7 protein-coding genes are annotated in these 13207 nt (G+C 68.1%); all 7 read left to right on the forward strand.

Features of this window, described 5'->3' with window-relative positions; all coding sequences use genetic code 11:
* Positions 1-44: 44 nt before the first annotated feature.
* The 7 genes from OG735_RS31065 (at position 45) to OG735_RS31095 (ending at position 13141) form a co-directional block, all read left to right on the forward strand.
* Positions 45-5528 (forward strand): HAMP domain-containing protein, encoded by a 5484-nt coding sequence (locus OG735_RS31065; protein WP_327326435.1) that lies wholly within the window; start codon positions 45-47, stop codon positions 5526-5528.
* Between the two features lie 244 nt (positions 5529-5772).
* Positions 5773-6456, forward strand: coding sequence for a response regulator (locus OG735_RS31070; RefSeq protein WP_327326436.1), 684 nt, complete (start codon positions 5773-5775; stop codon positions 6454-6456).
* Positions 6457-6571: 115 nt separating this feature from the next.
* Positions 6572-9349, forward strand: a complete 2778-nt coding sequence (locus OG735_RS31075) for a DNA translocase FtsK (RefSeq protein WP_327326437.1) — start codon at positions 6572-6574, stop codon at positions 9347-9349.
* A 198-nt stretch (positions 9350-9547) separates the two neighbouring features.
* Positions 9548-10396: a helix-turn-helix domain-containing protein gene (locus OG735_RS31080; protein WP_327326438.1), complete on the forward strand. Its 849-nt coding sequence runs from the start codon at positions 9548-9550 to the stop codon at positions 10394-10396.
* A gap of 92 nt (positions 10397-10488) precedes the next feature.
* Positions 10489-11955 carry a 30S ribosomal protein S12 methylthiotransferase RimO gene (gene rimO, locus OG735_RS31085; RefSeq protein ID WP_327326439.1) on the forward strand — a complete coding sequence of 489 codons (1467 nt, stop codon included), beginning with the start codon at positions 10489-10491 and terminating at the stop codon, positions 11953-11955.
* The gene (gene pgsA, locus OG735_RS31090) at positions 11952-12635 is read left to right on the forward strand and encodes a CDP-diacylglycerol--glycerol-3-phosphate 3-phosphatidyltransferase (RefSeq protein ID WP_327326440.1); all 684 of its coding nucleotides are present in this window, start codon (positions 11952-11954) and stop codon (positions 12633-12635) included. The genes rimO and pgsA overlap by 4 nt, the downstream gene beginning before the upstream one ends.
* Positions 12632-13141 carry a CinA family protein gene (locus OG735_RS31095; protein WP_327326441.1) on the forward strand — a complete coding sequence of 170 codons (510 nt, stop codon included), beginning with the start codon at positions 12632-12634 and terminating at the stop codon, positions 13139-13141. Before pgsA ends, OG735_RS31095 begins: the two co-directional genes overlap by 4 nt.
* Positions 13142-13207: the final 66 nt, after the last annotated feature.

Consider the following 13207-nt stretch of genomic DNA (forward strand, 5'->3'; position numbering starts at 1 on the left):
GAGACAGCCCGGGCAGTACGGTCAACCCCTGCGGGAGGGACACGGTGGAGTCTGGCGTGGCGGCGCGTGGCAAAAACACGCGCGCGAAAGGCGGACGGGCCCGGAACAATGGGACAACCGAAGTGGACGCGGCAGCCCTGAACCGGCTGCTGGCGGCTTTGGTGTCGATGCGGGACGGGAACTTCCGCAGGCGCCTCACCGTGTCCGGCGACGGCGTTATGTCCGAAATCGCGGCCGTATTCAACGAGGTCGCCGACCGCAACCTCCACCTCACGGGTGAGCTCGCGCGTGTACGCAGGATGGTCGGGCGCGAGGGGAAGCTGACCGAGCGGCTGGAGACGGGGGCCTGTGAGGGCTCCTGGGCGGCCGCGATCGACGCCTCCAACGCCCTGGTGGACGATCTGGCGCGGCCGGTGTCCGAGGTGGGGCGGGTGCTCTCGGCGGTCGCTGAGGGCGACCTGGAGCAGCGTATGGAGCTGCGCTCGCACGCCGTGGACAGGGCGGACGGGTCCGACGGGTCCCTACGGCCGCTGCGCGGTGAGTTCCTGAAGGTCGCGCGGACCGTCAACAACCTGGTCGACCAGCTGTCGGCGTTCACCGACGAGGTGACACGGGTGGCGCTGGAGGTCGGTACCGAGGGCAAACTCGGCGGCCAGGCCCAGGTGCGCGGAATGTCCGGTTCGTGGAAGGATCTCACGGATTCGGTCAACACCATGGCGTACCGGTTGACCGCACAGGTGCGTGACATTGCTCTCGTCACCACGGCGGTAGCCAAGGGCGATCTGTCGCGCAAGGTCACCGTCCATGTGGCCGGCGAGATGCTCCAGCTGAAGAACACCGTCAACACGATGGTCGACCAGCTGTCCTCTTTCTCCTCCGAGGTGACCCGGGTCGCCCGGGAGGTCGGCACGGAGGGCGAGCTCGGTGGCCAGGCGGCGGTGCCCGGTGTGGCGGGCGTGTGGAAAGACCTCACCGATTCGGTGAACACGATGGCCGGAAACCTCACCTCCCAGGTGCGGGGTATCGCCGAGGTGACCACGGCGGTCGCCAACGGCGATCTGTCGCAGAAGGTCACGGTCAGCGCGCGCGGTGAGGTGGCTCAACTCGCCGAGACGATCAACCAGATGACCGAGACGCTGCGTACGTTCGCGGACGAGGTCACCCGGGTGGCGAGCGAGGTCGGGGCCGAGGGTCTGCTCGGCGGGCAGGCGCAGGTGCCGGGCGCCGCCGGGACCTGGAAGGACCTGACCGACTCGGTGAACACCGTCTTCCGCAATCTGACCACTCAGGTGCGGGACATCGCGCAGGTGACGACGGCGGTGGCGAACGGTGATCTGTCGCAGAAGGTCACGGTCGATGTCGCGGGCGAGATGCTCGAGCTGAAGAACACCGTCAACACGATGGTGGACCAGCTGCAGTCCTTCGGTTCCCAGGTGACGCGGGTGGCCCGGGAGGTCGGCGTCGAGGGCCGGCTGGGCGGGCAGGCCGAGGTGCCGGGTGCGGCGGGGACGTGGAAGGACCTGACCGACTCGGTGAACACCGCGTTCCGCAACCTCACCGGTCAGGTGCGGGACATCGCGCAGGTGACGACGGCGGTCGCCAATGGTGATCTGTCGCAGAAGGTCACGGTCGATGTCGCGGGCGAGATGCTCGAGCTGAAGAACACCGTCAACACGATGGTGGCGCAGCTGTCCTCGTTCGCCGATCAGGTCACGCGGATGGCGCGGGACGTGGGTACGGAGGGCCGCCTCGGCGGTCAGGCGCGCGTCGACGGCGTCAGTGGTACGTGGAAGGAACTCACCGACTCCGTCAACTTCATGGCGGGGAACCTGACTTCGCAGGTGCGGCAGATCGCCCAGGTGACGACTGCCGTGGCCCGCGGTGATCTGTCGCAGAAGATCGACGTGGATGCGCGCGGCGAGATCCTGGAACTGAAGAACACCATCAACACGATGGTCGACCAGCTCTCCGCGTTCGCCGAGCAGGTGACCCGGGTGGCCCGTGAGGTGGGCACGGACGGCCGACTCGGCGGCCAGGCGCAGGTGCCCGGCGTCGCCGGAGTGTGGCGCGATCTGACCGACTCCGTGAACGGAATGGCCGAGAACCTCACCGGCCAGGTCCGTAATATCGCGCAGGTCGCCACTGCCGTGGCCCGCGGTGATCTGTCGCAGAAGATCGACGTGGATGCGCGCGGCGAGATCCTGGAGCTGAAGAACACCCTCAACACGATGGTGGACCAGCTCTCGAACTTCGCGGAGCAGGTGACCCGGGTGGCCCGCGAGGTGGGCACCGAGGGCATCCTCGGAGGCCAGGCCGAGGTGCAGGGTGTCTCCGGCACCTGGAAGGACCTCACGCAGTCCGTCAACTTCATGGCCAACAACCTGACTTCGCAGGTGCGCAATATCGCCGAGGTGACCACCGCGGTGGCGAAGGGCGACCTGTCGAAGAAGATCACCGTCGATGCCAAGGGCGAGATCCTCGAGCTGGTGACGACGGTCAATACGATGGTCGACCAGCTGCTGGACTTCGCCGACGAGGTGACCAGGGTCGCCCGTGAGGTGGGTACGGAAGGTGTGCTGGGCGGTCAGGCGCGGGTGCGAGGTGTCACCGGCATCTGGAAGGACCTCAGCGACAACGTCAACCTGATGGCCAACAACCTGACCAATCAGGTGCGGAACATCTCGCGGGTCTCCGCGGCGGTCGCCAACGGTGATCTGACGAAGAAGGTGACGGTCGAGGCGAGCGGCGAGGTCGCCGAGCTCGCCGACACCGTCAACACCATGGTGACGACGCTGTCGTCGTTCGCCGACGAGGTGACCCGGGTGGCCCGCGAGGTGGGCACCGAGGGCGAACTGGGCGGCCAGGCCCATGTGCCGGGCGTCTCCGGAACCTGGAGGGACCTCACCGAGTCCGTGAACTCGATGGCGTCCAATCTGACCGGCCAGGTGCGGCAGATCGCCACGGTCACCACCGCCATCGCCAAGGGCGACCTCACCAGGAAGATCGACATCGATGCGCGGGGCGAGATCCTGGAGCTGAAGACCACCATCAACACCATGGTCGACCAGCTGTCCTCGTTCGCCGAGGAGGTCACCCGGGTGGCCCGTGAGGTGGGTACGGACGGGCAGCTCGGCGGTCAGGCGCGGGTGCGGGACGTCGACGGCACCTGGCGCGACCTCACCGAATCGGTGAACGAGATGGCCGGGAACCTCACTCGCCAGGTGCGTGCGATCGCGGCCGTCGCGACCGCGGTGACCCGCGGCGATCTGAACCTCAAGATCGATGTGGACGCGGCGGGCGAGATCCAGGTTCTGCAGGACAACATCAACACGATGATCGCGAACCTCCGCGACACCACCCTCGCCAATGAGGAACAGGACTGGCTCAAGGGCAACCTGGCCCGTATCTCGGGTCTGATGCAGGGCAGGCGCGACCTGGACGACGTGGCTTCGCTGATCATGAGCGAGCTCACGCCGGTCGTCTCGGCGCAGCACGGCGCGTTCTTCCTGGCGATGGCGACGGGCAGCGGCGCGGATGTGTCGGTCGCCAGGGAGATGTCGTACGAGCTGTGCATGCGCGGCAGTTACGGCTACTCCGCGGGTCTGATGCCCACGTCGTTCCGTCCGGGCGAGACCCTCATCGGCACCGCCGCCGAGGAGAAGCGGACCATCCAGGTCAATGTGCCGCCGGGCTATCTGAGGATCTCCTCGGGGCTCGGTGAGGCCTCGCCGGCGTATGTGATCGTGCTGCCGGTGCTGTTCGAGGGGAAGGTCCTCGGTGTGATCGAGCTGGCGTCGTTCCAGCCCTTCACGCAGATCCAGCGGGACTTCCTGAATCAGATCGCCGAGATGATCGCGACAAGCGTCAACACCATCAGCGTCAATACGAAGACCGAGGTGCTGCTCAAGCAGTCGCAGGAGCTGACCGAGCAGCTGCGTGAGCGCTCCGCGGAGCTGGAGAACCGGCAGAAGGCACTGCAGGCATCCAACGCCGAGCTGGAGGAGAAGGCCGAGCTGCTGGCTCAGCAGAACCGTGACATCGAGGTGAAGAACACCGAGATCGAAGAGGCCAGGCAGGTGCTGGAGGAGCGCGCCGAGCAGCTCGCGGTCTCGATGCGCTACAAGTCGGAGTTCCTGGCGAACATGTCGCACGAGCTGCGTACGCCGCTCAACTCCCTTCTGATCCTTGCCAAGTTGCTCGCCGATAACGCCGAAGGCAACCTCTCGCCGAAGCAGGTGGAGTTCGCCGAGACGATCCATGGCGCGGGCTCCGATCTGCTGCAGCTGATCAACGACATCCTCGATCTGTCGAAGGTCGAGGCGGGCAAGATGGACGTCAGCCCGACCCGAATCGCGCTGGTGCAGCTTGTCGACTATGTGGAGGCGACGTTCCGGCCGTTGACCGCGGAGAAGGGTCTCGACTTCTCCGTACGGGTGTCGCCGGAGCTGCCCGCGACGCTGCACACCGACGAGCAGCGGCTGCTGCAGGTGCTGCGCAACCTCCTGTCCAACGCGGTGAAGTTCACCGACAGTGGCGCGGTGGAGCTGGTGATCCGGCCGGCGAGCGCGGATGTGCCGCAGTCGATCCGCGAACAGCTGCTGGAGGCCGGTTCGCTGCGGGACGCGGACGGCGATCTGATCGCTTTCTCGGTCACCGACACCGGTATCGGCATCGCGGCGGGCAAGATGCGCGTGATCTTCGAGGCGTTCAAGCAGGCCGACGGCACGACGAGCCGTAAGTACGGCGGTACGGGCCTGGGTCTGTCGATCAGCCGCGAGATCGCGCGGCTGCTCGGCGGCGAGATCCATGCGGCGAGCGAACCGGGCCGCGGCTCGACGTTCACCCTTTATCTGCCTCTTCACCCGAGCGAACTGCCGCCGCAGGGTTACCCCCAGCTCGCCCCCGGCGCCGTCGCCCCGCAGGGCGCCGCCGACGACGGTGTGGAGGACTTGGGCCGGCAGGCGCAGCCGGCCGCGTCCGCCGACGCCCATGCCGGCCCGGCGGCGCTGTTCCGGCGCCGCCGCAAGGCGCTGGGCGCCGTGGACCAGCGGTCGGCGCTGCCCGGCCAGCCGGGTGGGCCCGCGGCGGGTCAGGAGCAGTGGGCGGCGAACGGCAGCCAGGAGACTCCGGATCCGCGGCGGACCTTCACCTTCGACGGCGAGAAGGTGCTGATCGTCGATGACGACATCCGCAATGTCTTCGCGCTCACCAGCGTGCTGGAGCAGCATGGGCTGTCGGTGCTGTACGCGGAGAACGGCCGAGAGGGCATCGAAGTGCTGGAGCAGCATGACGATGTGACGGTCGTACTGATGGACATCATGATGCCGGAGATGGACGGGTACGCGACGACGACGGCGATCCGCAGGATGCCGCAGTTCGCCGGTCTGCCGATCATCGCGCTCACCGCGAAGGCGATGAAGGGCGACCGGGAGAAGGCCATCGAGTCGGGTGCTTCCGACTATGTCACCAAGCCGGTGGATCCCGACCATTTGCTCTCGGTGATGGAGCAGTGGATGCGCGGGGAGTGATCGATGACCGCACGATTCCCGGCGAGTTGCTGACTGACTGTGGCCGAAGGCGTGTGAGACGGCGGTATTCGGGGAACCTTCTGGTCTCCCGCTGCGTTTCTGCTACGTGCACAGTGACATCGCGGTGACAGGGTGTGGCGACAGGCGGGGTGCGGCTACCATGACCGGCACAAGGACGGGCGACGCAAGGGAGTCGTCCCCTGGGGCGGCGCCCGGTGCACATCCGGGGCGAGGAGGGCGGGCCATGGTGCAGAAGGCCAAGATCCTCCTGGTCGATGACCGGCCGGAGAATCTGCTGGCGCTGGAGGCCATCCTCTCTGCGCTCGATCAGACACTGGTGCGGGCATCGTCAGGGGAGGAAGCGCTCAAAGCGCTGCTGACGGACGACTTTGCGGTCATTCTGCTGGATGTCCAGATGCCGGGCATGGACGGATTCGAGACGGCCGCGCACATCAAGCGGCGCGAGCGGACCCGGGACATCCCGATCATCTTTCTCACCGCGATCAACCACGGCCCGCACCACACCTTCCGGGGTTATGCCGCGGGCGCGGTCGACTACATCTCCAAGCCGTTCGACCCGTGGGTGCTGCGGGCGAAGGTCTCGGTCTTCGTCGAGCTCTATATGAAGAACTGCCAACTGCGTGAGCAGGCCGCGCTGCTGCGGCTGCAGCTGGAGGGCGGCGGCCAGGCGAGTCCGGGCGACACCAAGGAGCCGGCAGGCCTTCTCGCTGAGCTTTCCGCACGGCTTGCGGCAGTTGAGGAGCAGGCGGAAGCGCTGTCCAAGCAGCTCGACGACGACTCGGCGGACGCCGCGGCCGTCGCAACCGCGGCCCATCTCGAACGCAAACTGACCGGTCTCCGCCGGGCGCTGGACGCGCTGGAGCCCGGCACCGGCGGCGGCGCGCCGACACTCCCCTCGCAGAACTGAACGGCTGCCCCATCCTTGAGGGGGCGTCAGCTTCACGCCTCCATCCGGGCGACACGAACGGGTGAAGCAGTAGGCACACGTGTCCCCTGCCGTCGACACCGGTAACCTCACCACCATGGCCTCACGTACGTCCGGCAAGGGTTCCCAGGGCGCGGCGGGCACCGCGAAGCCGCGCGCCGGCCGTACGACCGGCGCCGCGAAGAAGGCGGCGCCCGCCAAGAAGTCCGCCGCGAAGAAGAGCGCGCCCGCGAAGAAGGCGCCCGCCAAAAAGGCAGCGACCAAGAAAGCTGCTGCGCCGAAGCCGGCACCGTCCCCCACGGGGGGCGTGTACCGGCTCGCGCGCGCTCTCTGGCTCGGCCTCGCACACGCGGTGGGGGCGATGTTCCGCGGCATAGGGCGCGGCGCGAAAGGACTCGACCCGGCGCACCGCAAGGACGGTCTGGCGCTGCTGCTCCTCGGTCTGGCGCTGATCGTCGCCGCCGGCACCTGGTCCAATCTGAGCGGTCCGGTCGGCGACCTCGTCGAGATGCTGGTGACCGGCGCCTTCGGTCGGCTCGATCTGCTCGTGCCGATACTGCTGACCGCCATCGCCGTGCGCCTGATCCTCTATCCCGAGAAGCCCGAGGCCAACGGCCGGATCGTCATCGGACTGTCCGCACTGGTCATCGGCGTCCTCGGCCAGGTCCATATCGCCTGCGGCTCACCGGGCCGCGAGGACGGCACCGAGGCGATGCAGGACGCGGGCGGGCTCATCGGCTGGGCCGCCTCCAAGCCGCTGATCTTCACCATGGGCGAGGTACTGGCCGTACCGCTGCTCGTGCTGCTCACGCTCTTCGGGCTGCTCGTGGTCACCGCGACGCCCGTCAACGCCGTTCCGCAGCGGCTGCGGCTGCTCGGTTCCAGGCTGGGTATCGCCGAACCGCCGTACGACGCCGGGGCCGAGACCACGGACGACGACGAGCGGTACGAGGACCGGTGGCGCGATGCCGTGCCCGCCCGTGGGCGCCGCTCGTCCGCGCGCCGGAGCGAGGAGTCGGCGGAGTTCGACGCGGACCATGCGGAGGAGGAGGCGTTCGCCAAGCGCCGGCGGCCGCGCAGGGTCTCTGTGCAGCCTGCCCTGAACCGTCCGATGGATGCCGTGGACGTGGCCGCGGCGGCGGCCGCGGCACTCGACGGGGCCGTACTGAACGGCATGCCGCCCTCGCCGCTCGTCGCCGATCTCACCCGGGATGTCACCGCCGAACGACAGCGGGCCGCCACCCCCGTACCGAACGCGCGCGAGCCCGAACAGCCGGAGCCGAAGGAGCGCGAGCAGCGGGACCGCGGGTCGAAGTCGTCCGTTCCGGACCTGACCAAGCCCGCGCCCGACGAGTCCCACCCCCTGCCGCCGCGCGCCGAGCAGCTGCAGCTCGCCGGCGACATCACTTACGCGCTGCCCTCCCTCGACCTGCTGGAGCGGGGTGGCCCCGGCAAGACGCGCAGCGCCGCCAATGACGCGGTCGTCGCCTCGCTCAGCAATGTCTTCATGGAGTTCAAGGTCGACGCGGCTGTCACCGGCTTCACCCGCGGCCCGACGGTCACCCGGTACGAGGTGGAGCTGGGCCCGGCCGTGAAGGTCGAGCGGATCACCGCGCTCACCAAGAACATCGCGTACGCCGTCGCCAGCCCGGACGTACGGATCATCTCCCCGATCCCCGGCAAGTCCGCGGTCGGTATCGAGATCCCGAACTCCGACCGCGAGATGGTCAACCTCGGCGACGTACTGCGTCTCGCGGACGCCGCAGGGGACGAGCACCCGATGCTGGTCGCACTCGGCAAGGACGTCGAGGGCGGCTATGTGATGGCCAACCTCGCGAAGATGCCGCACATGCTGGTCGCGGGCGCGACCGGCTCCGGAAAGTCGTCCTGTATCAACTGCCTGATCACCTCGGTGATGGTGCGGGCGACGCCGGAGGACGTACGGATGGTGCTCGTCGACCCCAAGCGGGTCGAGCTCACCGCGTACGAGGGCATTCCGCACCTGATCACCCCGATCATCACCAACCCCAAGCGGGCCGCGGAGGCCCTGCAGTGGGTGGTACGAGAGATGGATCTGCGCTACGACGACCTCGCGGCGTACGGCTACCGGCACATCGACGACTTCAACCAGGCCATCAGGAACGGCAAGGTCAAACCGCCGGAGGGCAGTGAGCGCGAGCTCACCCCGTACCCGTATCTGCTGGTGATCGTCGACGAGCTCGCGGATCTGATGATGGTCGCGCCGCGCGATGTCGAGGACGCCATCGTCCGTATCACCCAGCTGGCGCGCGCGGCCGGCATCCATCTGGTACTGGCGACCCAGCGGCCGTCGGTCGATGTCGTCACCGGTCTGATCAAGGCGAATGTGCCCTCGCGACTCGCCTTCGCGACCTCCTCGCTCGCCGACAGCCGGGTCATCCTGGACCAGCCGGGCGCGGAGAAGCTGATCGGCAAGGGCGACGGGCTCTTCCTCCCGATGGGTGCCAACAAGCCCACCCGTATGCAGGGCGCCTTCGTGACCGAGGACGAAGTCGCGGCGGTGGTGCAGCACTGCAAGGATCAGATGGCGCCGGTCTTCCGCGAGGACGTGGTGGTCGGGACGAAGCAGAAGAAGGAGATCGACGAGGACATCGGCGACGACCTCGATCTGCTCTGCCAGGCCGCCGAGCTGGTCGTATCCACCCAGTTCGGGTCGACCTCAATGCTTCAGCGGAAGCTGCGTGTCGGCTTCGCGAAGGCGGGCAGACTGATGGATCTAATGGAGTCACGGAGCATCGTCGGGCCGAGCGAGGGCTCGAAGGCACGCGATGTTCTGGTGAAACCGGACGAACTGGATGGAGTGCTCGCCGTGATACGCGGGGAGTCTGACTCTTAGATTCTTAAGGGTCCGGAGAGCAACCGTTTCCCCCACTCGTACGTCAAGTTGGAGGGAGGGACAGACAGATGTCCCACCATCACGGATGTCCGGCCATTCTGATGGCGTACAAAGTCCCTCCGCCCGGTTGCCCCACCCTTTCGTACCACCCATAGACTGAACCTCCAGCAGGTGGTTACACGCTCGAAAGGCGCCCCCGTGTCCATCGGCAACTCCCCCGAAGACGACCGGCCTTCAATCGAAGACGACCGGCCTTCGACCGACGACGAACGGCCTTCGATCGGTCGAGCGCTCCAGCAGGCCCGCATTGACGCAGGTCTGACCGTTGACGAGGTCACGACCTCCACCCGGGTGCGCATTCCCATCGTGCACGGGATCGAAGAGGACGACTTCTCCCGCTGCGGCGGCGATGTCTACGCCCGCGGGCATATCCGCTCGCTGGCGCGTGCCGTCGGGCTCGACCCCGATCCGCTCGTCGCGCAGTACGACGCGGAGCACGGCGGACGGCCTGCGCCGACGCCTGCCGCGCCGCTCTTCGAGGCCGAACGCATCCGCCCGGAACGGCGCCGCCCCAACTGGACCGCGGCCATGGTCGCCGCGATCGTCGCCGTGATCGGCTTTGTCGCGTTCACGCTCTTCAACGGCGCAGACAACGGCAGCAAGGGCAACCACGTCGCGGAGGGCCCGGCGCCCGAGCAGAAGCCCAGCCCGCCGCGGCCGTCCACGAGCAAGCCCGCCGACCCCAAGCCCGACCCCTCGGACAGCGCCATCGCTGCGGTGCCGAAGGACAAGGTGACGGTGAAGCTCTCCGTCCTGGACGACAAGAGCTGGATCTCCGCCAAGTCGCACAACGGCAAGCTGCTCTTCGACGGGACGCTGCTCAAGGGCGAGTCCAAGACCTTCCAGGACGACGAGCGGGTCGATCTCATCCTCGGGAACGCCGGGGCGATCGAGCTGTTCGTGAACGGCAAGAAGGTCGAGGACCAGTTCGAGACCGGTCGGGTCGAGCGGCTGTCGTACACGAAGGGCGACCCCGAGGGCGGCTAGCAGGCCGCTGCTGAAGGGCGCCCCGGAGGCGTCCGGAGGGCCGACAGCCCTCGGGGCCAGGGCGTGGGTCAGGACAAAGTAGTCTTGAGCCCATGCCCGAACGCCGTACCGTCGCCCTTGTCACTCTCGGCTGCGCCCGTAACGAGGTGGACTCGGAGGAGCTCGCAGGCCGCTTGGCAGCGGACGGCTGGGAGCTCGTCGAGGAAGCCTCCGACGCGGATGTCGCAGTCGTCAACACCTGCGGATTCGTCGAGGCCGCCAAAAAGGACTCCGTCGACGCCCTGCTGGAAGCCAACGATCTGAAGGACCACGGCAAGACCCAGGCCGTGGTCGCCGTCGGCTGCATGGCCGAGCGGTACGGCAAGGAGCTCGCCGAGGCGCTGCCCGAGGCGGACGGAGTGCTCGGCTTCGACGACTACGCCGATATCTCCGACCGACTGCAGACCATCCTCAATGGCGGAATCCACGCCTCCCACACCCCGCGCGACCGGCGGAAGCTGCTTCCGCTGAGCCCGGTCGAGCGGCAGGACGCCACCGATGTGGCGCTGCCCGGGCACGGTGAGGTCGCGCCGGCCCCGGAGGACCTTCCCGAAGGTGTCGCTCCGGTGTCCGGGCCGCGTGCGCCGCTCCGGCGCCGCCTGGGCACCAGTCCTGTCGCCTCGGTGAAGCTTGCGTCCGGCTGCGACCGGCGCTGCTCCTTCTGCGCCATCCCGTCCTTCCGCGGCTCCTTCATCTCGCGCCGGCCCAGCGATGTGCTCGGCGAGACGCGCTGGCTGGCCGAGCAGGGCGTGAAGGAGATCATGCTGGTCTCGGAGAACAACACCTCGTACGGCAAGGACCTCGGCGACATCCGTCTGCTGGAGACTCTGCTTCCGGAGCTTTCCGAGGTGGACGGGATCGAGCGGGTGCGGGTCAGCTATCTGCAGCCCGCCGAGATGCGGCCCGGACTGATCGACGTCCTCACCTCGACGCCGAAGATCGCGCCGTACTTCGACCTCTCCTTCCAGCACTCGGCGCCGGGCGTGCTGCGCGCGATGCGGCGCTTCGGTGACACCGAGCGATTCCTGGAGCTGCTGGAGACCGTCCGCGGCAAGGCTCCGCAGGCGGGTGTGCGGTCCAACTTCATCGTCGGCTTCCCCGGCGAGACCGAGGCGGACTTCGCCGAGCTGGAACGCTTCCTCACCGGGGCGCGGCTCGATGCCATCGGCGTCTTCGGCTACTCCGACGAGGACGGCACCGAAGCCGTCTCGTACGACAACAAGCTCGACGCGGACGTCATCGCGGAGCGGCTCGAGCACCTCTCCCGGCTCGCGGAGGAGCTGACCGCCCAGCGCGCCGAGGAGCGGCTCGGCGAGAGCCTCGAAGTGCTGGTCGAGTCGGTGGACGGCGAGGACGGTGCGGTGGGCCGCGCTGCGCACCAGGCGCCGGAGACGGACGGTCAGGTGATCTTCACCACGAGTCGTGGGCTTGTCCCCGGCCGTATGGTCGAGGCGAAGGTCATGGGTACGGAAGGCGTCGACCTGGTGGCCGAGTGTCTTGACGAGGAGGCGGGCAGATGACCGGAGTGCCGGCATCCGCGGGCGGCACCGGTAGGGCGCCCGGCGGCAAGCTGGGCGCTGCGGCCGTCAATCAGGCCAGCCTGTGGAACATCGCCAACATCCTCACCATGGTGCGGCTGGTGCTCGTGCCCGGCTTCGTCATGCTGATGCTGCAGGACGGCGGCTACGACCCGGCCTGGCGTGCCTGGGCGTGGGCGGCGTTCGCCGTCGCCATGATCACCGACATCTTCGACGGCCATCTGGCACGTACGTACAACCTGGTCACCGACTTCGGGAAGATCGCCGATCCGATCGCCGACAAGGCGATCATGGCCGCCGGGCTGATCTGCCTGTCGGCGCTCGGGGATCTGCCGTGGTGGGTGACCGGCGTCATTCTCTTCCGTGAGCTCGGGATCACGCTGATGCGGTTCTGGGTTATCCGGCACGGGATCATTCCGGCCAGCCGCGGCGGCAAGATGAAGACGCTCGCGCAGGGCACGGCGGTGGGGATGTACGTCCTCGCGCTGACCGGGCCGCTCGCCACCCTGCGCTTCTGGGTGATGGCGCTCGCCGTCCTGCTGACGGTGGTCACCGGCCTCGACTATGTGCGACAGGCGATTGTGCTGAGGCGCCGGGGGCTCGCCGCGGAGCGCACCGCTGCAGGGGACGCGGCGGCGGAGGAAGCGCGGGACGCACGGTGAAGACGGCGGCTCGGGTGCTGGCTCTGCTCGCGGAGCGTGGCGAGACGCTGGCCGTCGCCGAGTCGCTGACCGGCGGCCTGGTGGCCGCCGAGATCACCTCCGTACCGGGTGCCTCGAAGTCCTTCCGCGGATCTGTCACGGCGTACGCAACCACTCTCAAGAGGGAAGTTCTGCGGGTCGACGGGGCCCTCCTGGCGGAGCGCGGCGCGGTGGATCCCGAGGTCGCACGGCAGATGGCGGCCGGGGTACGGGAGGTGCTGGGCGCCGGCTGGGGGATCGCGACCACGGGTGTAGCGGGGCCGGATCCACAGGACGGACAGCCCGTCGGGACGGTCTATGTGGCCGTTGCGGGGCCGAATGGCATGGCGAAAGTCGCCGCACTGCGGTTGAACGGTGACCGGGCGGAAATCCGTAGAGAGTGTGTACGGAGCGTGCTCGAGCTGCTCTCCGGCGAACTGCAAGAAAATGCGCGGACACAGGATACGGAACAGAACGGGGGGACTTGATGTTTGCAGCCCTGAGTGAACACGACATCGCTCCCCGCACGGCCGCGGCACGAGGCGGTACGGTGG

Origin of the sequence: Streptomyces sp. NBC_01210, from assembly GCF_036010325.1 — a bacterium.
Lineage (GTDB): Bacteria > Actinomycetota > Actinomycetes > Streptomycetales > Streptomycetaceae > Streptomyces.